The 22,583-nt window shown below is 34.5% G+C and carries 20 protein-coding genes and 5 tRNA genes; 10 read left to right on the top strand and 15 right to left on the bottom strand.

The window, feature by feature from the left end; all coding sequences use genetic code 11:
* Positions 1–8: 8 nt before the first annotated feature.
* The 10 genes from CIGNP85_RS05880 to CIGNP85_RS05835 all read right to left on the bottom strand — a co-directional run bounded on the left by CIGNP85_RS05880 (position 9) and on the right by CIGNP85_RS05835 (position 10,987).
* Positions 9–1,136, bottom strand: coding sequence for an HP0729 family protein (locus CIGNP85_RS05880; RefSeq protein WP_086287402.1), 1,128 nt, complete (start codon positions 1,134–1,136; stop codon positions 9–11).
* Positions 1,129–4,290, bottom strand: coding sequence for a helicase HerA domain-containing protein (locus CIGNP85_RS05875; protein ID WP_086287400.1), 3,162 nt, complete (start codon positions 4,288–4,290; stop codon positions 1,129–1,131). The genes CIGNP85_RS05880 and CIGNP85_RS05875 overlap by 8 nt, the downstream gene beginning before the upstream one ends.
* Complete coding sequence (locus CIGNP85_RS05870; protein ID WP_086287398.1) at positions 4,290–4,835, bottom strand: hypothetical protein; 546 nt, start codon at positions 4,833–4,835, stop codon at positions 4,290–4,292. The genes CIGNP85_RS05875 and CIGNP85_RS05870 overlap by 1 nt, the downstream gene beginning before the upstream one ends.
* A complete protein-coding gene (locus CIGNP85_RS05865; RefSeq protein WP_086287396.1) occupies positions 4,832–5,038 on the bottom strand; it encodes a hypothetical protein in 207 nt (68 codons plus the stop codon). Before CIGNP85_RS05865 ends, CIGNP85_RS05870 begins: the two co-directional genes overlap by 4 nt.
* 12 nt (positions 5,039–5,050) lie before the next feature.
* Positions 5,051–5,713 (bottom strand): hypothetical protein, encoded by a 663-nt coding sequence (locus tag CIGNP85_RS05860; protein WP_086287394.1) that lies wholly within the window; start codon positions 5,711–5,713, stop codon positions 5,051–5,053.
* Between the two features lie 10 nt (positions 5,714–5,723).
* On the bottom strand, positions 5,724–6,386 hold the full coding sequence (locus tag CIGNP85_RS05855; RefSeq protein ID WP_086287392.1) for a hypothetical protein: 663 nt from the start codon (positions 6,384–6,386) through the stop codon (positions 5,724–5,726).
* Positions 6,387–6,397: 11 nt separating this feature from the next.
* Positions 6,398–8,596, bottom strand: a complete 2,199-nt coding sequence (locus CIGNP85_RS05850) for a hypothetical protein (protein ID WP_086287390.1) — start codon at positions 8,594–8,596, stop codon at positions 6,398–6,400.
* Position 8,597: 1 nt separating this feature from the next.
* Positions 8,598–9,587 carry a hypothetical protein gene (locus CIGNP85_RS05845; RefSeq protein WP_141031746.1) on the bottom strand — a complete coding sequence of 330 codons (990 nt, stop codon included), beginning with the start codon at positions 9,585–9,587 and terminating at the stop codon, positions 8,598–8,600.
* Between the two features lie 88 nt (positions 9,588–9,675).
* Entirely contained in the window at positions 9,676–10,353 is a 678-nt protein-coding gene (locus CIGNP85_RS05840; RefSeq protein WP_086287385.1) for a hypothetical protein, read from the bottom strand.
* Between the two features lie 205 nt (positions 10,354–10,558).
* Positions 10,559–10,987, bottom strand: a complete 429-nt coding sequence (locus CIGNP85_RS05835; RefSeq protein WP_086287383.1) for a hypothetical protein — start codon at positions 10,985–10,987, stop codon at positions 10,559–10,561.
* 330 nt (positions 10,988–11,317) lie between these two features.
* Here CIGNP85_RS05835 and CIGNP85_RS05830 point away from each other — a divergent pair, with 330 nt between their 5' ends.
* Positions 11,318–11,938 (top strand): hypothetical protein, encoded by a 621-nt coding sequence (locus CIGNP85_RS05830; protein ID WP_086287381.1) that lies wholly within the window; start codon positions 11,318–11,320, stop codon positions 11,936–11,938.
* 371 nt (positions 11,939–12,309) lie between these two features.
* Here CIGNP85_RS05830 and CIGNP85_RS05825 read toward each other — a convergent pair whose 3' ends face one another.
* Together CIGNP85_RS05825 and CIGNP85_RS05820 are read right to left on the bottom strand one after the other, a co-directional pair.
* Positions 12,310–12,708 carry a hypothetical protein gene (locus CIGNP85_RS05825; RefSeq protein WP_086233463.1) on the bottom strand — a complete coding sequence of 133 codons (399 nt, stop codon included), beginning with the start codon at positions 12,706–12,708 and terminating at the stop codon, positions 12,310–12,312.
* Positions 12,709–12,953: 245 nt separating this feature from the next.
* Positions 12,954–13,029, bottom strand: a tRNA-Ala gene (locus tag CIGNP85_RS05820).
* Between the two features lie 163 nt (positions 13,030–13,192).
* On the opposite strand from CIGNP85_RS05820, the gene CIGNP85_RS05815 reads away from it, so the two are divergent.
* The 6 genes from CIGNP85_RS05815 to CIGNP85_RS05795 all read left to right on the top strand — a co-directional run bounded on the left by CIGNP85_RS05815 (position 13,193) and on the right by CIGNP85_RS05795 (position 14,924).
* Positions 13,193–13,267 (top strand) — tRNA-Gly (locus CIGNP85_RS05815).
* Positions 13,268–13,273: 6 nt separating this feature from the next.
* Positions 13,274–13,360 (top strand) — tRNA-Leu (locus CIGNP85_RS05810).
* Between the two features lie 9 nt (positions 13,361–13,369).
* A tRNA-Cys gene (locus CIGNP85_RS05805) sits at positions 13,370–13,443 on the top strand.
* A 15-nt stretch (positions 13,444–13,458) separates the two neighbouring features.
* Positions 13,459–13,611, top strand: coding sequence for a hypothetical protein (locus CIGNP85_RS08375; protein ID WP_179187384.1), 153 nt, complete (start codon positions 13,459–13,461; stop codon positions 13,609–13,611).
* A 6-nt stretch (positions 13,612–13,617) separates the two neighbouring features.
* Positions 13,618–13,707: transfer RNA gene (locus CIGNP85_RS05800), tRNA-Ser, on the top strand.
* A gap of 35 nt (positions 13,708–13,742) precedes the next feature.
* A complete protein-coding gene (locus tag CIGNP85_RS05795) occupies positions 13,743–14,924 on the top strand; it encodes a multidrug effflux MFS transporter (RefSeq protein ID WP_086287379.1) in 1,182 nt (393 codons plus the stop codon).
* A 39-nt stretch (positions 14,925–14,963) separates the two neighbouring features.
* On the opposite strand, the gene thyX is transcribed toward CIGNP85_RS05795, so the two are convergent.
* The 3 genes from thyX to typA form a co-directional block, all read right to left on the bottom strand.
* The gene (gene thyX, locus CIGNP85_RS05790) at positions 14,964–15,581 is read right to left on the bottom strand and encodes an FAD-dependent thymidylate synthase (protein ID WP_086287377.1); all 618 of its coding nucleotides are present in this window, start codon (positions 15,579–15,581) and stop codon (positions 14,964–14,966) included.
* A gap of 9 nt (positions 15,582–15,590) precedes the next feature.
* Positions 15,591–16,190, bottom strand: a complete 600-nt coding sequence (locus CIGNP85_RS05785) for a nitroreductase family protein (RefSeq protein WP_086232256.1) — start codon at positions 16,188–16,190, stop codon at positions 15,591–15,593.
* 285 nt (positions 16,191–16,475) lie between these two features.
* Entirely contained in the window at positions 16,476–18,278 is a 1,803-nt protein-coding gene (gene typA, locus CIGNP85_RS05780; protein ID WP_086287376.1) for a translational GTPase TypA, read from the bottom strand.
* Between the two features lie 150 nt (positions 18,279–18,428).
* On the opposite strand from typA, the gene fliK reads away from it, so the two are divergent.
* Genes fliK through CIGNP85_RS05765 form a run of 3 tightly spaced genes read left to right on the top strand, consistent with a single transcriptional unit; the run spans position 18,429 to position 22,542 of the window.
* Entirely contained in the window at positions 18,429–20,000 is a 1,572-nt protein-coding gene (gene fliK, locus CIGNP85_RS05775) for a flagellar hook-length control protein FliK (RefSeq protein ID WP_086287374.1), read from the top strand.
* Between the two features lie 56 nt (positions 20,001–20,056).
* Positions 20,057–20,905, top strand: coding sequence for a flagellar basal body rod modification protein (locus tag CIGNP85_RS05770; RefSeq protein WP_086244037.1), 849 nt, complete (start codon positions 20,057–20,059; stop codon positions 20,903–20,905).
* Positions 20,902–22,542 carry a flagellar hook-basal body complex protein gene (locus tag CIGNP85_RS05765; RefSeq protein ID WP_086287372.1) on the top strand — a complete coding sequence of 547 codons (1,641 nt, stop codon included), beginning with the start codon at positions 20,902–20,904 and terminating at the stop codon, positions 22,540–22,542. Before CIGNP85_RS05770 ends, CIGNP85_RS05765 begins: the two co-directional genes overlap by 4 nt.
* Positions 22,543–22,583: the final 41 nt, after the last annotated feature.

Here is a 22,583-nt window from a genome sequence, read left to right as displayed (position 1 = left end):
CTCCTTTTTTAAATTTGTTTTGAGCGATCTATTTTGGACTCTTTGTATAGGGCATTTAGCTTGGATTTTAGCTCCAAACAAGTTATCAAAATACTCTCTTGACCTATGCCTAAAATCGCATTTCTGATCTTTTGGGTCTCTTTTATGGTGGCGTTTTTGCCGTGGATATTTTCGTTTCTAATATCTTTTAAAATATACATAAAATTAAGTATTTTATAATAAAAGCCATTTTTTATATCATTTGGGACTAGGTTTTCAAAGGTGCTAGATATCTCGCTTTGCTTCATCAAATAGCCATATGAGCCTAAATTTGGTTTATGTGTGAAAATATCTTTTAGCTGATATTTGATCCCTTGGATATCATATCTGATGGTTAAAAGTCCAGGATTATTATAACACAAATAGGCAAAAAGAGCTTTAAAAAGAGAGTAAAATTCTCTCTCAATGCTCTTAGAATACTTCACCAAAATAGAGCTAAAATCATTTGACATATTTTTTTGGTTTTGTATGTATTCGATCTCGGCCAAAACCACCGCATCTATGGTATCGCTCATCAGTTTATCGATATTTGCGCCAAAGCAGTATCTAGATAGGGTTTTTTTGGTTTTTAGATATTTTTTGGTTTTATAGATATCTGTGTGGTGTAGGGTTTCATCTTCGAAATAATTTTGGTCTTGGTCGATGATGAGTGGATATACATAGTTATTGCCATATAGGGCGTAGGTGTGATTATCACGCAAAGGCAAGGTGATACGGGACAAAAAATAATCCCTTACACTCTCAAATTCATTTCTATAAATTTCACGGATATCCGTGATGACAAACCAGCTCTCTACTAGCAAATTTTGCTCTTGATAATACTTAGGCGCTATGGCAGTGTGGTCATCGCTACTGATCTTTACCACCTTAGCGACATATAAATTTGAATAATCCGTGATAAAAAGCTGAGTGAAGCTATCAGGATTTGTATCATTATATATCTTTTCTAATTCGCCCTTAAAGGGGTGTGGCATATTGTTGTTTTTGACTCGCACCTTGCCAAATGCCACCTTGCCACACTCTTTTAGAATATCTAAATGCGCCTTTATCAAATCGCTATTATATCTTGGGTTGTATAGGATTAGGAGGTTATGCATCGCTGAATATATCCCTAAATTTTCTTGTATCTTCTGCTAAGAAAGAGTTGTTTAAATATTTATCTAAATACTCTTTTATCTCATCTGTATATTGAGCCAAAATCGAATTCTCAACCATAAAAATTCTCACCAAAATATCAATACTAACCCCATTATCGATGAATTTTCTCAACTCTTTTTGGGAGGTAGTTATCTTTGTTTCGTCTTGTCTGATCTGTTTTACTAGATCTTTTACACCTTCTTTTTGTAGTTCAAATAGCTTGAGTATATCATATTTGGTTGGATTTTGTATGATATCTGAGCCGATGAGTATTCCGCTTTTGGCGTTTTGTGTGTAGAATTCCAAAGCAGATTGCTTGATTAGCTCTTTGTCTAGGATTTTGTCAGTGGTTTTGGAGCTTTGATTGATTTTGACTGATACAGATTTATTAAATCCACCGCTAAAAACTATAGCTTCACCCACTCTTAATTTGCTTAGAAAATCGCTTTGTTCATCTTCTAGCGCCATTGTATTTCCTATTGCCTTTTTATCATCGGCTGCAAATATTCTATGAACAATTTTTGTATTTGTGTTTTTTAGAACTTCAGGTGCTAGTTTGTTTGGTATTTGGTCTGCTATCATCAAACACTCACCATATTTTCTAATCTCAGCAAGCATATCGGTAAATACTTCTACACCTTGCTTTTTATTCATACTATCGCCAGGCTCATATTTGCTAAGAAGCCTATGCGCTTCTTCTATTAAGATTATGTGATTTAATTTATGTTCGTTTCGCTCTTCAAAATTTGATTTGATAGCTTCTAATAAATGAGTTAATATAAATCCCATAATAAGAGATTTTTCACTACCATTTCTGATCTCTTCTAACTCAAAAACGACTCTTTGATTAAGCAGTTGCTTGAAGTTTATTGAACGCTTGGTATTTAGCATAAATCCCTTTGAGCCTACAATAAGCCCGTTTAATCTAGCTCTAATTGAGCCAAGATAATCATTTTTCAGCCTTTCATCAAAGCCTTGTTTTTTAACTACATTTTCTACTTGGACAAGCAAATCATCAAGTGTAGGAAATGCATAAACCCCATCATCAAAGGCTTTATCGCCATAATATTCATTTTTGTTTGTGCCGATATTCCAGCCTTTATTTTCGTAGCATTCATATATTGCGCTTTCTATGATTTGTGGGATTGCGGCTTCCATATCAAAGGCTGCTTCTATACTAGCCTTTATCATATCGACCCTAGAGGTTATACTCTCATGTGGGAAGAATTCAAAAGGATTTAGTCTAAATGGGGCTAAGCTATCATTGCCAAGAGTGAAGATTAGTAAATCAGGATATTTCTCTTTTAAAATTCTATATTCTGTTTTGGCAGGCTCAATAACCAAAAAAGGCAAATTTGAATTTTCTAAAATATTCAAACAAGTTGTAGTTTTCCCGCTACCAGTTACGCCTGTGATAAAAATGTGTTTATCAAGGGATTTTTTGTCTATGCTTACGATTTTGTTTGTTTTGTTTCTACTTTGGAGTAGATAGCCCAGTTCTAATGGGTTATCGAATGTTTCGAAGTTTAGACCAAATTCCACTTCTTCTTTTAATTCTAGTCCCATAATATCTTTTTTTGGTAATCCAGCTATTAGACTTAGCTCTTTTGAGCTAATTAAATTTCCCATACCATAATCGCTTTGAGATAATAGCGATTTTAGCTCTGTATCTACATCTGAATGGATTTTTGGTAGTTGTAAATTTTTTAAAGATTCTAGCTGTAAATCATCTTTTATCAAAAACGATCTTAAAGGTATTTTATTGCCAGTTTCACCACTAAATAGCGACATTACTGTATTTTCTAGCTTTTTTAGTATGGCTTTGGAATTTGAAAAGCAAAACATACCACTTCTAAACATCCCCTTAGCACTACCATAATCCAACCTAGCCAAAAGCATATCATCAATGTATTTGATCCAATCTTGTGCTTGTTTATCTACTATTTCTGTGGTGACTGATTGTGAGTAGGATGTCCCTTCGCTAGTCCCTGTGGTGGTATTGGTGTTTGTGGAGGTGCTCTCATTGGTGCTAGTAGTTTTGGCTATCGATTTGCTCGTATTGCTACCTGTGGTGGTATTGGTGTTTGTGGAGGTACTTTGGTTAGTGCTTTGGTTTGAGCCAGTAGTTTGTCCTATTGCTTGGCTATGGTTACCGCCTTTTGTTGTTGTGCTAGTTGTCCCACGGCTTTCATTAGAGCCGTTATTTTTGCTGTATGAGCTATTTCCGTCTGTAGTTGTGCCTTGCGAAGTGCCTATTGTCTTTGATGTGCCTTCAGCTTCACTCTCACTGGTGCCTTTAGTTTCTGTTCTGCTTTCGCTCTCATTGGTGCCTTTTGAAGTGCCTTTTGTCTCTGATTGACCTTCGCTTTTGCTCTCATTTGTGCCGGTGCTGTCTGTTTGGCTATGGCTATCGCTAGTACCTTTTGTCTCTGATTGACCTTCGCTTTTACTCTCATTTGTGCTGGTATTTGTCCCATTAGACACTTGTCTGCTTTCTTTGCCTATTTCTGCTAGGGTCGCATATATATTAAAGATATTTTTTTTGACTATTTCTAGCTCAGCATCACTAACTAAGGATGAAATAATCATAAAGCCGTATTCTGGGCTATTACTCATAACATCAGCTAATCTATCAACCCCTTGAAACTCATCATCTTTTTCTAAGACCCCAGGGACACCCTCTACTATGCTGTAATATTTGTTAGAGCCTATTCTTTCTAAAATTTTTCTTTTTGTATTCTCTTCGATTTTTTGGATTTCGCTACCACGGAAATTTCCTTTTATGCTAGGTTCTAGTATATATTTTCCTATTTCATCTATGTCGATTTCTAGCTCGTTGGTATAAGAATAATCTCTTGAAAGACCATAGTAAAACTCCACCCCTTCGCTATTGCCTAAAATCAAATAGATAAAATTTATCCCCTCTATCCTAAGAGAGCTAAGTACATTTTCTAAGGCCTCTCTCCTTGGTGAGTCTTTTTTGTATGTTACGCTATTTATCTTGTATAATACTACATCGCTAGTATCTAGTTCGGCGGTTTTTTCTACCTTATGTTTGTTGGCGTTTAGATAGTAGTTATTAAATTTTTCTAAAAAACTTTTGATTTCGCTCATTATTTTTTCCTTTGTCTATCTTCTCTCTCACGCATTTCACGGAAATATTTTTGCATCGGTGTTTCATCTTGGGTGGTTGGGGCTATTGTGCCTTGATTGAATTGTTTTTTGCTAGAGTTGTTGGCTCTACTTTTTGGTGGTAATTGATTTTTTAGTATTAAGTTAGTGTAAAACTCTTTTTCATACTGCTCAAAACCGATAGAATTACCATTTGGAGAGCTTATCTTGCCTTTAATATCAAAAAGCCCCAAAAGCAAATCAAGGGTCTCTTCATTCCAAATATCAGATTCTAGATTATTACAAAATCTCTCATTTTGCATAATTAGATCATTTTTCTCATCCCATACAAAGCAAAAGTCCATCTCATCGCCATTTGAAAACCCAACCTTCTCTTCCCACCAAGTCCAAAAATCAGAATTTATAGCCTGGAATTTTTCACCTTCTTTTTTGAGAAATTCAAGCTGTTGTTCGCTTTTATTTATATTTTTTAAGCGCAAGACAGCTATTTCATTATTTTGTATAAAAAACAAATTCACTCTTTTCATTTTTTCCCCTTGCCTAGTTTGGCAAAAAACTCTTTGCTATCATCTAATTTATATTTATCATTTAGCGATAAGTTTTTCATCTTTTTATTTTGTGTTTCTATCATTGCATTCATTTGTCGTCTTTTCTCGTCCAAATCTAAATCTGGTTCGGACGAGACGCTAGATGATCCAATCGCACTACCAATCGAACCCAAAAAAAACATATTTTCCCCCTATTATTCTATTAATTTATTAAATCTACTTGTGATCTCTTCATCGCTCATGCTTGGATTTGCTGCTTTTAGGCCACCTTCTATGGCATCAGAAACACCAGATGCTTTTTGTCCATCTGTCATCTTATCACCATTTATGTAGTTGGTTACATTTTCAGCGCTTACACTATTTTTTGATGAGGTTTCTAGTATTTTAGTTATCTCAATTGGGGTTATCTTGCCTTCTTCGAATTTTTTTCCCATTGCGCCCCAAAATTCGTCGCTAGTTTGAAGTTGGTATTTTTCATCTATGGCTTTTATACCAAGCGCAGCACCAGTGGCGGTGTAAGCGGCTTTTTGTATATCGCTTAAATTGTCATTTAGTTTGACTTCACCAGATCTTATGCCCTCTCTTAGATAGTCTATATACTCATTTATACTATCAAAATCCTCTGGCTTTTTATCCATTTGCTCCATAGCTTGTCCTAAATCTTCTGGCCTTTCATTCTCTTTAAAGATACCAAGTATATTAGCTATGGCTGATACGATAGTCGCAACTGGACCTAGAAACGGAGCTATAGCAGTTGCTAACGTACTAATACCAGCAGCAATAGCACCACCCACAGCCGAACAAACAGTACTAATAGCACCACTTACAAAACTACCAACTGAACTCCAAAATCCCATTTTTTTCTCCTTATTTTTCTAATAATTTATTAAATCTACTTGCGATCTCTTCATCGCTCATATTTGGATTTGCTGCTTTTAGTCCATCTTCTATGACATCAGCAACACCAGAGGCTCTTTGTCCACCTGTCATCCCATCACCATTTATGTAGTTGGCTACATTTTCAGCGCTTACACTATTTTTTGATGAGATTTCTAGTATTTTATTTATCTCATCTGGGGTTATTTTGCCTTTTTGGAATTTACCTCCCATTGTGACCCAAAATATGTCGCTAGGTTGAAGTTGGTATTTTTCATCTATGGCTTTTATACCAAGCGCAGTAACAGTGGCAGTGTAAGAGGCTTTTTCTGTATCGCTTAAATTCCTAATTAGCTTGACTTCACCAGATTTTATACCCTCTCTTAGATAGTCTATATACTCATTTATACTATCAAAATTCTCAAGCTTTTTATTCATTTGCTCCATAGCTTGTCCTAAATGTTCTGGCCTATCATTCTCTTTAAAGATATCAAGTGCCTTAGCTATTTCTGACACGATAGTCGTAGATGGACTTAGAAGCCAAGATATACCAGTTGCTAACAGTCCAATACCACCAGCAACATCGCCACCCTCAGCCGAAGCACCATGCTCAAGCGCCGAAAAAACAGTACCAATCTTACTAAATAATTCCATATTTTCTCCTTTTAATCTAATTTGATTTCTTTGTTTATATTTGATAATTTTTTTCCATTTTTATCAAATACTTCATAAATAAAGCTATTAACGCTTAGTTTTTTGATTTTGACTAAATCATCTGAGCCATACTCTTGGTCTAATATTAAATTTTGACTTTTTACACCCTCTATGCTAATGCCCTCTTCTGATGTAGCTCTAGCCTCGGCAGTATAGTAGATAGTGATTGTTTTTTCATCTGCGTAATCAGATATCTCTTTCCACTCTCCTTTATTGAACTCAGCATCGCTCCTATCTACAAGTAGCTTAAACTTCTCATATTTTTCACAACCTATATAAAACTCAAATTTAGCTTCATCTTCGGCGCTAATTTCAGAGAATACTTGTATTTTACCGCCCTTTCTATTGTCCAATAGCCCAAAGACAACTCCGGTTTTGCAAGTTATCTCTTTAGAAAAGTCATCGCTGTGAGTTACTTCAAGCCCTCTTTGTCTTTTCTTCTCATCAGCTTCTGGTGTGCCAAGAGCAGGAAATATCTCAAAATTATTTTTATACTCTTCTGGTAGTTTACCTATCTCTTCTTCAAAGCACTGCATCACAAGAGCAGAGCGAGAGGCATTACCACCTAAAAATATACAAAGTTTATCATTGCTTGCTTTTAAATCCATTTTGCTAGCTACATTTTTAAAACTATTAATAAAGTTTTTTACACCTTTTGAAATTTGATATTTCAAAATTTTTTCTATTTTTTCTCTATCTACTTCTAAATCAACAGGCTTAAGCCCAGAGTCATTATCCATAAGCTGTAGATTTATCTTGCCTGAGAGAATGTTTGAGATATTTTTATTATCTTTAGCGATCTCATCTATTTTGCCGATATTTTCCCAAAACGGCCTAATATATTCAACCAAAATAGTAGTATTTTTTCTAGATTCTCTTGAATCTTTGACTATGGATTCTGACCCACCAAAATCCTCTCCTAGCTCTGACTTGCTAAAAGAGCAGTTGCTCTCTTTCATTACCGCTTTGTTATCTTTGAAAATCTCAAAAGCCAATAACTCTAATAAATTTTCTCCACCCAAAGTAGGGTCGCCACCATCACCAAAATGCTCAATTTTATAATCAAATTTCCTACTATCTACCGTGCGCCACATACCAAAATCAAAATCAGTAGTCCCACCACCAAAATCGAAAATTCCATAGCAGACGACTTCATCTGGCTTTAAATAAGGCGGTCTAAATCCATACTCTTTAAGAGCGGAAACAGCATACGCCGCTGGCTCGCTAGTCATTATATCAACATTTATACTATGCTTTGGTGATGTGAGAACTGCGTAAGGGATTGATTTTTTGATTCCCCTTTCAAAACTCTCTTTTATCTTATCTCTAACGGCTTTTTCATACTTAACAGGATAAGACAATACATAGTTTATATAAATTCCTTTTGTCATATTGTTTATATATCGCCCTATATAATAAGCGTAAATTTCAATAGGATTTATATCTTTTGGATCGCATTTTAAAAAATCTTTTAGAGTGTATGTCTCTAATTTGTCTTTAATGCGAATTTTTGAGTTTTTGGTTCTAGCCCATTGTTTAAGCTTGGTAAAAAATCTATAGAAATTTTCATTATCAGCTTCTTCTAAGTGATTAACAGCGGTGTGTGATATACATATATCATCCCACGAAGTAAGCGGTCTAGACTTCACAGAGAAATAATCTTCCATAAAAGTCCCAATATCTGTAAATTCGATTATTGTAGGATTTTCGTAATCATTTTTGTTGTGGTCTTTTTTGTAACTGCCACCACCAATGCGAATTAGTTGTTTTCTATTTGTCTTTGAGTCTATAAATCCAGCTACAGTGCTTTTAGTTCCAAAATCAATAGCCACCACATCATTTTCTCTAATATCCAAAATCGGAGATCTAGCGACTAAAGTGTCATTAAATTTAATTGTTACTGTGTTGCTATTAGCTTCACAAGCACGATAAATATCCCAGTGGCCTAAATTTATATCTTCACAAACCCCTCTGTCATATTTGTCTAAATTTGCTGCTATATTATCTACTTCAAGGAGCAAATCTATTAGTTCATTACGATCAACTCTATTTGTTGCGCTATCGTATGATTCGAGCTCGGTGATTCTTTGAAATAATCTTTCATCTTTGTGAAGTGTTATCTCAGAAATGTTTTTTATTTGTTCATTCATCTTATTCTCCTATTTTTACTATTGATTTATATGGCTTCTTGCCATCTTTAAAGCCTTGAAATATAGTTTTTTCTATTTTTCCCCTAGATTTTCCTCCTAAATCCGTGTGGTTTGACTCATCAAATTCACTGCTAGCTTCAATCCTTTCTAAGCCATAAATATCTCTTTGAACCTCAAATAACTCATCAAAAAATTCGCTTAATTGGCTTATATCTTTACCATTCTTAGCCTCATTTTTTATATGCTCATAAAGATTGATAAGAGTAGTTTTATCTCCACTTGTAATGATAAATTTCATTTGAGTATCTGCTTTTATATAGCTAAAATTCTGACGAAAATCAGCTGGTAATTGCTTGTATAGATTAAACAAATCCGTATTTATATCTTTATTTAGCTTCTCATTTTTTCTCTTTTCGTCTGTTAGCTTACTAGTTAGGGCTTCATTTTGTGAATTTAGTTCTGTATTTACACCTTTTAGATTATCTATCTGCTGTGTTAAGGCCTTGTTGTCGCTTTTTAGTTGATCATTTTGAGATTTCTCATTTCTCAAATTCTCTGATAGCTCTTCTTTTTTTCTCTTTTCATCTGTTAGCTTACTAGTTAGGGCTTCATTTTGTGAATTTAGTTCTGTATTTACACCTTTTAGATTATCTATCTGCTGTGTTAAGGCCTTGTTGTCGCTTTTTAGTTGATCATTTTGAGATTTCTCATTTCTCAAATTCTCTGATAGCTCTTCTTTTTCGCCTTCTAAGCGTTGTTTGTCATTACTCAAGCTTTTGTTTTGGCTTTCTAAGAGTGGGATTTTTTTTATTTCGGTTTTGTTTTCTGTATCTATTTCATTTAATTTGTTGGTGATACTTTCAATTTTATCATCCAACTTAACCAAAGCTCTAACTATCTTTTCTATATCATCTTTGGTGATGATAATCTCTTTCATAAAATCAGTTGCTCTGATTTCAAACAACACTTTATCGCCTATATCGATTGCCATTATTTTTATTCCTTTCTTTTTGGTCGTTGCTTTGTAAAGAGTTTTTAATAGCTTACACAATATCTTTTTTGCTGATTTAAAGTTAATTTCATTTTTCATTTTCTTGATTGTCTGCTCCTTTAGTGTAATTTGAATTCTCTATTTTGGATTGAATGAAATTTTCATAAGATTTATTTCGTTCTTTTAAATATGGATTATTTTCATCATAATAGACATAGCCACAATCTGGACACACCACATTATGCTCTTGTGGCTCTTGATCTGCTAGATCGATATCTTGGACTTTTAGTGCCACCATCTCAAAATACTCCTTTTTAAAATCATTATTCACACCTTTATCATAAATCAATAAGGCGAGTTTATTGTAATTGTTGATCTGCGCAGACCTAATCAAAGCAAATATAGTTTTTATAAATATATAAGCCAGCACAAAATAAATATATATTTCTAAATTATCAATTTTGGATATATAAATAGCGATATTACTCATTATTTTGGTATCAAAAAACCAATCAATGATTTTAAATAAACTTATCAAAATAAATATATAAAAAGCGATCTTAGCAACCCTAAACACATAGGCCAAAGGTAGCGCTATAATCGTCATTAGATATGGATTGCGTAGTTTTAGACCCTTACTCTCGTATAAAATTTTGTTAGCATATAGATCACTTAAACTCTCGATTTTTTTAATTAACTTTTCGATTTTTTCATAATTTTTTGGTAAGACCATTTGGTTTAAAAGCACAAATTCTCTTAGTTTCATCACTACTCTCTTATGAAATAATTAATACTATTTTGACTTCACCATCTCCGCTGGCGTAATCCTAGCCACGCCAAATTCTCATAAATCAAATTTATAAGAGTTTGGCGGATTTGACATCAAAATTTGATTATACCCCCCCCTGTCTTAAAACCTACTGATAAGAGCGCTTTTATCGCTCTTTTTCACCAGTATTGGTAGCGCAAGGCTATGATTGGTTTGTCTCGCAGGCATTGGTCTTGAGTGGTTGTGCTTGATCGGCGCCACAAGGCTCTGATTTGTTGGCACCTTCATTAAATCCAGCATTCATAGACATAGCACCAAATATCTTAAGCAAAGCCTCTCTTGTCTCTGGCGATACCTCATTGAGATCTAAAATCGTGCGGTGATCTACCTCTTTGCCTGTGATCTTGGTTTGTAGTTTATCAAGAGCAGTTAGTGTAGTCTCTTCGGCTCTCTCAAGCGCATCATAAGACTTCCAAAGACCATTTTCTAATTTATCCAATAAGGTATCTTTGATGGAGTAATCATCACCATATATCTTTCTGGATTTTTCCACCTCTTTGTCTAGCCATTTTTTGGCCATGAAGCCCGCTGCACCTAGTGCGATCGCTGCTATTGCGTATTTTGCTTTCATTGTTTGCTCCTTGTAGGTTGATTTATAGACAGAATTATAACAAAGCCAGATGACACAATTTGTCGTTTTATATAAGATTGTGAAATTTTGTGCGGTATTTTGTTTGGTAAATGTAAAATTTTGTTTTTAGAAATTTAAAATTTTAGTTGGATAAATTTAGCCCAAGTTATAGCAAAAAATGAAAAAATTTATTTTTGATAAGAATTAAAAAGCAATTTTTTCTATTTGAATTTAAAATCTTTTATTTGATTTTATGGGTGTTTAATGCTATTAAAATTGGCTATTGATTTTAAAGATTTAATAGTGTAGAATTAGAGAAAAAGCGATAAAATGGATAGAGAAAAATATATAGAGTTATATTCAAATTCACGCATAGATAGCTATAGTAGCATTGATGAGCATGAAGCAAACTTTAAAATGCTAGGCAGAATAGCGCCGAAGCTAGCTAGAATCGAAATCATCATTAGAAATAGAATTGATAGAAAAATGTGTGAAAAAAATCGACATTGGATGTTTGATTTGGCAGATAGTATAGGGTTAGATGATGATAAAGGTAGGATAAAAGAGCATGATATTTTGGTTTCTAGGCAGACTTTTGGATTTTGGATAAGGGTGGTGGAGCATTATAAAATCCATAGTTGTGCGTTTGATAAAGAGTTTTTAGATGGGTTTTCTTTTAAAAAATATTATGAGAAAAATAAAGAAAGGTTAAATAAAATACCGCTTAGCAACTACCAAAAGGCTTATGGTATATTGCTACTTACAAAAAGTATTAGAAATAGAGCTTTTCATTTTGAAAATTTATTGAAATTAAGGGCATTGGGAGTTCCTAGATTGTCTGTTAGGGTGGATTTTAGCAAAGAGAAATTTTATTATTTTAATATTAAGCCAAATATGATTATTCAATATTTAGATGATATTTTACAAAGTTTTGATAAGGATTTGAGCTAAAATAAAATGGGGGAAAAGTATCCCCCCCGAAATCAAGGTAGCATTATACTAAAAAATGCTTAAATAGTAATAAAATCGCAGATGGCACTTTGGTAAATTATCTAAATTATTCAGAGTGATTAAAAACAAATTTTGGTATTAAAAAAATAATTTAAAAATTTAGTTTTGAGAAATTTAAATTTTCGGTTGGATAAATTTAGAATCTTTGGATTGAGATATTTAGAATTGCAATTCTTGGGGATTTAAAAGGGATTAAAGAATTTAAAAGGGTTCAAAAAAAGGTAAAGCTTAAAAAACCTTTAAAAACCCAAATAATATAAATAATATCTCTAAAATTCAAATAATATTTTAGAATTCAAATTTGACATTTGCTATACCATTGATACATAGTTTCTACTATATATAAAAGAGGCTTCTACATATGGCCTAGAGCTTATAATACTACCAAAGTCATATCTAGCTAATATTATCACACCGATATATCTACTAACGCCATCTATCTTAATTTTTTTATCCATATACTTTATAAGTAACTCTTTATATGTATGCTTTTTAGCCTTATTTAATAGATTAAAATCCTTTCCTAACTCATCAAATTTATTTAGTAGCTTAATAGCATCTCTTCTAGCTTTAAATGCATTATAAAGTCCAGGTCTAAATTCTTTTAATTTGCATTTATGTTTTTTGCCATATTTATCATAAATAGTAACTGAAAAAACCTTGCTTCCTTTAGGATTGATATAAATTTCAAGCTCCTTAGGATTTCCCACAACAGCAAAATATCTTTTATCTCTAAAAGCTCTATATCCTTATCACTTAAACAAGCCTTTGAAATATTAGCCATAATAACTTCTTTAATAGTGACTTAATTAGTAGTAAAATTTTTTGAGAATTAATAGTATTTTTTCAAAATCAATTGAGAAAAAACAGCAATAAAAAACCCTCTCCAAGTATGGAAGACAGGTAATAAAATTGAATAAATAAAAAAGGATTTGAATAGATATAAGATATTAAATGGTGGAGTTAAGCGGGATCGAACCGCCGACCTCTTGAATGCCATTCAAGCGCTCTCCCAGCTGAGCTATAACCCCATTTAAAAAATAGATTGTAATGATACATTTATTTTGCTTATAATTTTATGAAATTTATGAAATTCAATAAATTAGATAAAAATAGATAAAATTTTTTAAAATTTAGTAAAATCAAATTAAATTTTAAGGTTTCTTTTGCTATTATTCAATTTCCAAAATTGATGCGGGAATAGCTCAGGGGTAGAGCACAACCTTGCCAAGGTTGGGGTCGCGAGTTCGAATCTCGTTTCCCGCTCCATATTTAGCCCAGGTGGTGGAATGGTAGACACAAGGGACTTAAAATCCCTCGGAAATTACTTCCGTGCCGGTTCAAGTCCGGCTCTGGGCACCACTAGCATATGGCGACATGGCCAAGTGGTAAGGCAGAAGCCTGCAAAGCTTTTACCCCCAGTTCGAATCTGGGTGTCGCCTCCATTTTACAGGATTTATATGCGTTATATATTTTGTGCTTTTATCTTGTTATTATGCGGATGTTCTAATACTTGGCACGGAGTCAAAGAGGATTCTAAAGATGCCTATGAATGGTCTAAAGAAAAGGTCAATCAAGGTGCTAGCTGGGTAGAACAAAAAACTTCTAATTAATTCACTCGGGAGATGGCTGAGTGGTCGAAAGCGGCGGTCTTGAAAACCGTTGAGGTGTGAAAGCCTCCAGGGGTTCGAATCCCTTTCTCCCGGCCACTTTTTATAATCTACACTTTTAAGGCTATTTTTTTATGCGAAGCACTACAAAGATCCATGGATTTGCTAAATTTAAATTAATCATTATTTTAGCCTTTATGTCTAGCATTGCACCGCTATCTACAGATATGTATCTGCCAGCGCTATCGCATGTTCAAAGTAGCTTTTTAGCTAGTGAGTTTCTTACTCAGCTTAGTCTTGCTAGTTTTTTTATAGCATTTGCTTTGGGGCAGCTTATCTATGGTCCTTTAAGTGATACATTTGGGCGCAAAACTCCCTTGATAATTGGAATTTTGATATTTATTGCTTCAAGTCTTGGGTGTGTGCTAGTGGATAATATCTATATTTTTATTACTTTGCGATTTTTTGAAGCGCTTGGCGGTTGTGCTGGCGTGGTGATTGCTAGGGCTATTGTCAATGATAGTTTTGATATCAAAGATGCTGCTGGAGTGTATGCTTTAATGATGGTATTTTCATCGCTTGCGCCTATGTTATCGCCGACATTTGGCGGGATTTTGCTTAGCTATTTTTCGTGGCAAAGTATTTTTGCGGTTCTTTTTATGTTAGGAATTTTGTTACTTGGGTTTATTATTTTTGGACTTAAAGAGACTCAGCCAGTACGAACTAAATTTTCTCATCAAGCTACTATTGCTAGTTATAAATTTGTCCTAAAAGAGCAGATATTTATACTTTATAGCCTGCTTGGCGCATTTGCTTCGGCGGTACTTTTTGCCTATATTACTGGTTCATCATTTGTTTTTATGGGTCATTTTGGGCTAAGCGGAACGCAGTATGGACTTCTTTTTGGTATTAATGCACTTGGATTTGTACTATTTGCTAATATTAATGCTAGGCTTACTAGAAATTTTGATTGTCAAAATTTGCTTAAATTCGCCCTATTTATAATGCTTGGAGCGCTTGTAGTAGTAAGCATTGGAGCGCTTTTAGGGCTTGGATTTTGGATTTTTGAGGCTGGAATTTTTGTAGCTATTAGTATGCTTGGATTTATTTTGCCAAATGTTACAACATTAGCAATGGCAAGATTTACAGACCACTCTGGTACTGCCTCAGCTGTGCTTGGGACTATGCAGTTTGGATTAGCTGGGGTAATTGCTTTTGGGGTTGGAGCGCTTGGGGCAAATACTCCGCTATTTCTAGCTTTAGTAATGTTAGTACCGTGTGCTTTAGCAGTTATTTTACGCTTTAAAACAATATAGCTAATATAGATTTTAGCTCTTACTAAAATCTATATTATTTTAATCTTTATATACACACTCAGCAAAGATAAATTTATGCTCATTAGGGAGTGCATTATATATTGCATTTGCTAGATTTCGAATCTCCCAAAGGGCACTTTTAGAACTTCTTAAGGTTATGAAATTTTGTAAGCTTCTAGCGTTTATACTCCAGCTTAATTCTGTTTTATAGCTCTCTGGAAGGCAGTATTTGGCTATATCTAAGCTTGTGTTTTGGTTTAGAATTTGGCGCAAATTCTCAAGTGCGTTTATACTTGCGTTATCTACAAATTCATTGCCAGTTAGCACTATATATCTACTTGCGTTATCAAAGTCATTAGGCTTAAATTCGCTTTCGTTTTTTAGCTCTTTTAGGGTGTAGCGTGTGGATTTTACACTTAGACTTGCTATTCGGTGACGGGCTAACTCTTGGAGGCAAGCTCTGCTAATGCCTTTTATATAAAAGTTATAAAATAGATGCTCTAGCGTGCTTGCGTGTTTGAGTTGATTGCCTACTCTATCGATTAACGCTAGATCTATTTTGCCGCCATTATCGCCTTTATCAAAGCTTTGCCAGCAGGTACGAATAGCGTTAGAACAAACCCATAGTGGCGTGTGATTTAGCAGTGTTACTTCCATTTTTTGCCCTTATTTATAGATTACTACTTGTTCTAAACTTTGGCGAATTTTAGCTGGTGCTTCTTCATCGCTATATCCTAAAGCAATTACAAGAACAGGTCTAAAATTCTCTCCTAAATTTACAAAATCATTTAATTTATCTGCATCAAAACCAGCTACAATGCAGCTTTTAACACCTAGGCTTTGAGCGATATTGACCATATTAGCACTTGCCATATAGCATTGTAGTGATGCGTAGTGCATTAGTTCTTCATCGGTTTGCGGGTTAAACCTTGCTGCGAAGTGATCAAGGGCTTTTTGAAGTCTCTCAGGAGTGCGTGGTTTGCGATCTACTTGAGTTCTTATAAAATCACAACCCTCTTTTAGATCGTTGCGTGCGATGATGATTATAGCGTGGCTACATCCGCTTACTTGGGCTTGATTATTACAGATTTGCCCTAATTCTTTTAAATCGTTTTCTTTGCTAACAACCATAAATTTCCACGGCTCCAAACCGCATGAGCTAGGACTTAATCTAGTAAGATCTAAAATTTCGTTTATAGTCTCTTGATTAATTTTTTGGCCATTAAATTCTCTACATGAATAGCGTTCTTGCATTATTTTCTTCATTGTTTTTCCTTTTTGGTTTGTGCTGATTTTGATTTGAATTTTGTAGATTATAGCGGTATTTTATCAATAGTTGGTGAATTTGGGTTAATGGATTAAACTCTAATATTTTTGTATAAATTTACTATTGCGAGCTAGATACATAATAATCAAAGATTTTACTATTTGATTATAGAATAAATTAAAAGTCAAATTAAGCAGTAGATCTATAAGATTAACTGCTTAATTTAGTTAAGAATTTAACAAGATATTTAGATAAATGCAGCTAATAAACCAACCTAAATTTATCTATTTTTTTGCCATTCTTTTGCGTACTGTTGGGTCTAAGTAGCGTTTTCTTACTCTAATATTTATTGGGGTAACTTCTACTAATTCATCTTCTTCAATCCACTCTAAAGCACGCTCTAAGCTTAGTTTGCGTGGTGGGACTAGCTTGATTGCATCATCGCTGCCGCTAGCTCTTACATTGGTTAGATTTTTACCTTTAATTGGATTTACATCCAAATCATTTGGTCTGCTATGTTCGCCAATAATCATACCTACATAAACTTTTGTTTGCGGATCGCAAAATAGCACCCCACGATCTTGGAGATTAAATAAAGAATAGGCTAGAGCCACGCCATTTTCCATGCTTACTAACGCACCATTGCTTCTATGTTCAACTGTGCCAGTAAGTGGTCTAAACTCTAAAAAGCTGTGATTCATAACACCTTCGCCTTTTGTATCGGTCAAAAATTGGCTTCTAAAACCGATAAGCCCACGAGCTGGGATTTCAAATTCGATTCTAGTTTGACCATCGCCAGTAGGATTCATACTAACCATCTCAGCTTTTCTTTTGCCAAGCTTTTCAATTACTGCTCCAGTACAATCATCTGGTGCATCTATTACAAGTAGCTCAAATGGCTCACATTTTACTCCATCGATCTCTTTTATAATTACTTCTGGCCTACCAAGACAGAACTCAAAGCCCTCTCTTCTCATATTTTCAGCTAGAATTGTAATTTGTAATTCACCACGACCGCTTACTTTAAATTTACCTTCGCCTATATTTTCATATTTCATAGCGATATTGGTTTTCATCTCGCTCTCTAGGCGTTCATCAAGTTTATTTGATGTTACATATTTACCCTCTGTACCTGATAGTGGGCCATCATTTACGCTAAATACTACGCTTAAAGTTGGCTCTTCTATATGAAGTGGATCAAGTGGCATTGGTGAGTTAGGATCTACTACGCTATCTCCTACATCAAGAGCATCAAATCCAGCAATTGCTACGATATCTCCGCTACTTGCTGTATCTATATCTGTGCGTTCAAGTCCTAAAAATCCAATAAGTTTGCTAATTCTACCTGTTGTTTTGCTACCATCTGCTTTAGCTAGCATTACATTTTGGTTTTTGCTAATTGTGCCATTAAAAATTCTTGCAACACCGATTTTACCTACATAATTATCATAATCTAGTGTGAAAACTTGAAGTTGCAGTGGATTTTCATCTTTGCCACTTGGAGCTGGAACATGATTTATAATAGTTTCAAATAAAGGCTCCATATTGATATTTTCATCTTCTAGCTTATGTTTAGCATAGCCATTTTTTGCCGCAGCATATACGATTGGGAATTCAAGCTGTTCATCATTGGCATCAAGTGCAACAAATAGGTCAAAAATCTCATTGATAACTCTATCAGGATCGCCAGCTGGTTTATCAATTTTATTTACTACAACGATTGGGCGAAGACCTAAAGATAGGGCTTTTTTTACAACGAATTTGGTTTGTGGCATTACGCCTTCTTGTGCATCTACAAGAAGTAAAACTCCATCAACCATCTTTAAAACACGCTCAACCTCACCACCAAAGTCGGCATGTCCTGGAGTGTCGATGATATTGATTTTATAATCTTTATAGCGAATAGCTGTATTTTTGCTAAGAATTGTGATACCACGCTCACGCTCGATATCATTGCTATCCATAACTCTTTCACCTATATTTTGGTGTTCTGTAAATGTGCCCGATTGTTTAAGTAGCTCATCTACCATTGTTGTTTTACCGTGGTCAACGTGTGCGATGACGGCGATATTTCTGATATTTTCCACTAGATTTTCCTTAAATATTTTCAAATTTTTAGGGGCGATTATATCTAAAAGTTGCTAAATTTGCTTTGAATTTAATAAAGATAATATAAAGCCTAAAATTTGGAATAGAATTTGCTATATAAGGCCAAAATTCTTAAACTAGGATAGCAAATGCAAGGTTTAAACGAAGCGCTATTAAGCTCAAGTAATTCCACTCAAGTCCAAAGCAAACCTGTTAAAACTGAACAAAATGAAGGCGATGATAGCTTTTATAAAATGATTGAAAATAGCGTAAAAGAGTATGAAGATTCTAAGGCTTCACAAAACTCTCAAGAAAATAATCAATCAAAATCACAAGAACAAAGCACTAATCAAACCACACAAGGCTCTAGTACAAACTCTAGTGATAAAACTGCTCAAAACTCTAATCAAACAAATAGCGCTAAAACCGATAGCTCACAAAGCGATAAAATGGTTCAAAATAGCGCTTCAAATTCAGCCCAAAGTAGTCAAAATACAGATGAGATTATGCTAGAAAATGCTGATTTTATAACGCTTTTAAGCCTTTTAGAAGCTAGTGATGGTAGTACTAAAACAGGCGCTAATTTGCTAAGTTCAAGCTTAAATAAATTCTTAGCTACTGAACAAAATATCAAAGAGCTAAAAGGGGCTAAAAATCTGCAAGAATTACTAAATTTAAGTGAAAAATTTGGCCTAGGTCTAAGCAAAATAAAAATCTCAAAAGATGGTCTTGAAGCGCTAAAAAATGAGTTTAAAAACCTAAATGCTAAAGGGTTTTTTAATCAAATTCCAGCACTAAATCAAGCTATTGATTTAAATGTAATTACTAAAAAAGATATAGAAAAGGCACTTCAAAAAACACAAAAAGATGATAAAAGTGTCTTAAGCAAACTAATGCAAGGTCAAAGTGTAGAACTAAGCGATGATATAAATTCGGTCAAAAAGCTACATCCAGAAGCTAAAATCGATACTCAAAAAATCACCCAAAAGCTTGCTCAAACTGCTGAGCAAAAGCTAAATCAACCTTTTGAGCTAAATAAAGAGATTAAAGATACTAAAACTACTACAACAATTACACCAAATGCTACAAAATCTCAAAGCATATCTAGCATTGATGATTATTTAGCAAATATTATGCAACGAGCAATGAAAGAAAGTAGCGAACAAAGTGCTAAAGCGGCTATGACAGCTACTACTGATTTAGCCAGTAGCAGTGTAGAGACAAGTTTAAGTGAACAAACCACTCAGGGCATAGAGCCAACTAGCCAAACAAATTCTCAGGTAAAAGATATTGTAAATAGTGCTAAATTAAATGCTAAAGAGTTAAATTTAAGACAGGTTTTTGATAATTTTGCAACTCATCTTCAAGAAAAAATTAGCGAATACAAGCCGCCAATTACAAGATTTCACCTAACGCTAAATCCAGGAAATTTAGGCGAAGTCGAGATTACTCTAATTAATCGTGGCTCAAATTTGCATATAAATTTTAACTCCAATAATCAAACTATGCAGCTATTTATGCAACACCAGGCTGAATTTAGAACCAGCCTTGTAAATATGGGTTTTAGTGAGTTATCAATGAGCTTTAATGATAATGCTAATAAAGAACAAAGCCAAGGTCAAAATAAAAAGGCAAAATTTGTTAGTGAAGATAGCGAGCTAACGGAAATAGCTCAAAATGAAGAGAGTGTTTTAGAAGTAATACTACCAAAGTATTTCTAAATTTGGAATACAAATTGCTTTAAAGTAAAAATGTAAGAAAAAATTAGGAGAGCATCATGGCAACATCTATTAATCAAACACCGCAATTCACCACTGATAAATGGGCGGCTAATAAAGCCAAGCAAAAAGCCGATAGCGTAACAGGTGGAGTAAATCCAAATTCGCAATTAGATAAAGATGCTTTCTTGAAGCTTTTATTAGTTGAGTTGCAACACCAAGACCCAACCGAGCCGATGGATAGCGCAAAAATGCTAGAACAAACCAGTCAGCTAGCTACAGTTGAAATGCAAGAAAAAACCAACCAAGTTATGAGCCAATTAAGCGCGCAGATGCAAGCAAGTGCTTCACTAAATGCTATGAGTGCATTAGGCAAGATGGCAAATCTAGCTAACTCAGTAGCCAAGGATACGCCATCATCTCAGGTTGATTTTAGTCTATTCTTCCCAGTTGATGCAGTTAGCGGAACAATTGAGATATACGACTCAGTAGGTAATGTCGTTCGTAATGTCAGCATAAGTGATATTAAATCTGGTGTCAATCAATTTAGATGGGATGGTTTAAGCAATAGTGGAGAACCAACACTTCCAGGTGAATATTTAGTAAAAGCTAAATATATAGATGCTAATGGCGGCAATAGAGAGACTGTTTTAGGTCAGTATCCAGTCGAAGCTGTTAAATTTGAAAAAGGCGTAGCATATATCAAAGTTGCTGGTGAGTTTGTAGCGATGGATCAAGTTAGAGAATTTACTGAATCAATTGTACATAATACAGTAAATTCAAATCAAACTAATTCAAGCAATAAAGAAGAAGAATCAGAAGATGAAGATCTAAGTGATAAACCACAAGATGCTAAAGATAAATTAGCTAAAGATGAGAGTCAAAAAGATGAGGTAGTTAAGTCATGATGATAGGATTTTATAATGGCGTAAGTGGTGTAAAGACTGCTGAATTTGGTCATAGTACTATTGGAAATGATATCTCAAATATTAATACAGTTGGCTATAAAAGCTCTACAGCGGAGTTTAAAAGTCTATTTTATAGTACTTTAGCAAGTGCATCTAGCTCGCCGGTAAATTCGCAAATCGGACTAGGCTCGACCAAGATGGCTACATCTTTGAATTTCACTCAAGGGAACCTTCAACCTACTGATAATGTTTTTGATATGGCAATTGATGGAGATGGGTTTTTTGGGTTAATGGGTGCTAATGGTGAGCAGTATTTTACTAGAAATGGTGAATTTACCAAAGATAGTGATGGAAATTTAGTAAATAGAAGTGGTATGTATCTACTAGGTACAGTCGCTCCGCTAAGTAGCGCAACATTAGGAGAGAGTGCATTAAATAAACTAGGAGTAACAGGTGGAAATGTTGAGGCTTATAGTATCCCAATTGGCGATAGTATTAAGCTAGGTAGCGTAGATTCTCAAGGTAAAATTCAGCTCCCAGATGTACTATATACACCATCGTCGCCAACAACACAGGTAAGCTACTCAGGCTATTTAAATTCAACTATTTATACTGAGCCTCGTAGCGTAGAGCTTACTAGTGAGAGTTTTGAGGCTAAGGCTGATAAAGACACTAATAAAATCACTATTACTGGCGATTTAAATTTAACTCCAGAGATCCATCATCCAAATAAAGCTAATAACGAGGTAATGATCACTATCACAGATGCAAAGGGTCAAAGTGTACAAATAAAAGCCTCAACTCAAGCTGATGGAAAATTTTCAGCTGAATTTGACAATAGCAATGCAACGACCAAGTTAGATTTAAATGGTGAACTAACCTACTTAGCTAGTGCAATGGTAAAACAAGAAGTAGCTACTCCGCAGACATTTACTACTGATATTTGGGCGCCAAACGGGGATAAAAATATTTTAAAACTTGAATTTACTAAGCAAGTTCCGCAAGGTCAGCAAATCGCATTTGATGCTGTTGTAAGCGTGATTGACCCAGATGGAAATATTATCAGTGCTACACAAGGCGAGCTAAGATATAATCAAAAAGGTGCATTAGTTAGTAATACTTTAGGCGCTATTAATAATGGTGGGGCAAATTTAGAACTATCACTAGGAACACCATATAATCCAGCAGTGCCAAATACAGGCTTTGATGGATTAAAGCCAGCTGAGCAAATTAGCGCTGAATTAAGCGTTTCAAAAAATGGTAGATCTGAAGGTTTGCTAACTGAATATACAATGAGTGATAGCGGGGATATTTTGGCCGTTTTTGATAATGGCGATATGGCAACAGTAGCAAAGGTTGCCCTATATCACTTCCAAAACAATCAAGGCCTAAACAAAGCTAGCGAGAATACTTATCAAGCTAGTGCAAATTCAGGAGAGCCGATATTTTATACTAACGCTAATGGCGAAGTGATTTATGGGGCAGCGATTCGTAATCATATGCTAGAGATGAGTAATGTGGATTTAGGTGTATCGCTAACTGATATGATCGTGATGCAAAAGATGTTTGACGCTAGCTCAAAATCCATAACAACTGCCGATGAGATGATAAAAAATGCTATAAATTTGAAACGATAAGAGCTTTAGCGGTTCTTTTATTTTAGAATTCTAAATTTATT

Source organism: Campylobacter sp. P0085 (genome assembly GCF_002139495.1).
In the GTDB taxonomy this organism is placed as follows: Bacteria; Campylobacterota; Campylobacteria; order Campylobacterales; family Campylobacteraceae; genus Campylobacter; species Campylobacter devanensis.
The sequence above is the reverse complement of the archived record's forward strand: the minus strand, read 5'-3'. Positions and strand labels throughout refer to the sequence as shown.

Bases quoted from the DNA above. Each gene is read 5' to 3' on its own strand.
- CIGNP85_RS05880 (WP_086287402.1), bottom strand. From the start codon at position 1,136: ATGCATAACCTCCTAATCCTATACAACCCAAGATATAATAGCGATTTG.
- CIGNP85_RS05875 (WP_086287400.1), bottom strand. From the start codon at position 4,290: ATGAGCGAAATCAAAAGTTTTTTAGAAAAATTTAATAACTACTATCTA.
- CIGNP85_RS05870 (WP_086287398.1), bottom strand. From the start codon at position 4,835: ATGAAAAGAGTGAATTTGTTTTTTATACAAAATAATGAAATAGCTGTC.
- CIGNP85_RS05865 (WP_086287396.1), bottom strand. From the start codon at position 5,038: ATGTTTTTTTTGGGTTCGATTGGTAGTGCGATTGGATCATCTAGCGTC.
- CIGNP85_RS05860 (WP_086287394.1), bottom strand. From the start codon at position 5,713: ATGGGATTTTGGAGTTCAGTTGGTAGTTTTGTAAGTGGTGCTATTAGT.
- CIGNP85_RS05855 (WP_086287392.1), bottom strand. From the start codon at position 6,386: ATGGAATTATTTAGTAAGATTGGTACTGTTTTTTCGGCGCTTGAGCAT.
- CIGNP85_RS05850 (WP_086287390.1), bottom strand. From the start codon at position 8,596: ATGAATGAACAAATAAAAAACATTTCTGAGATAACACTTCACAAAGAT.
- CIGNP85_RS05845 (WP_141031746.1), bottom strand. From the start codon at position 9,587: ATGGCAATCGATATAGGCGATAAAGTGTTGTTTGAAATCAGAGCAACT.
- CIGNP85_RS05840 (WP_086287385.1), bottom strand. From the start codon at position 10,353: ATGAAACTAAGAGAATTTGTGCTTTTAAACCAAATGGTCTTACCAAAA.
- CIGNP85_RS05835 (WP_086287383.1), bottom strand. From the start codon at position 10,987: ATGAAAGCAAAATACGCAATAGCAGCGATCGCACTAGGTGCAGCGGGC.
- CIGNP85_RS05830 (WP_086287381.1), top strand. From the start codon at position 11,318: ATGGATAGAGAAAAATATATAGAGTTATATTCAAATTCACGCATAGAT.
- CIGNP85_RS08375 (WP_179187384.1), top strand. From the start codon at position 13,459: ATGCGTTATATATTTTGTGCTTTTATCTTGTTATTATGCGGATGTTCT.
- CIGNP85_RS05795 (WP_086287379.1), top strand. From the start codon at position 13,743: ATGCGAAGCACTACAAAGATCCATGGATTTGCTAAATTTAAATTAATC.
- thyX (WP_086287377.1), bottom strand. From the start codon at position 15,581: ATGGAAGTAACACTGCTAAATCACACGCCACTATGGGTTTGTTCTAAC.
- CIGNP85_RS05785 (WP_086232256.1), bottom strand. From the start codon at position 16,190: ATGAAGAAAATAATGCAAGAACGCTATTCATGTAGAGAATTTAATGGC.
- fliK (WP_086287374.1), top strand. From the start codon at position 18,429: ATGCAAGGTTTAAACGAAGCGCTATTAAGCTCAAGTAATTCCACTCAA.
- CIGNP85_RS05770 (WP_086244037.1), top strand. From the start codon at position 20,057: ATGGCAACATCTATTAATCAAACACCGCAATTCACCACTGATAAATGG.
- CIGNP85_RS05765 (WP_086287372.1), top strand. From the start codon at position 20,902: ATGATGATAGGATTTTATAATGGCGTAAGTGGTGTAAAGACTGCTGAA.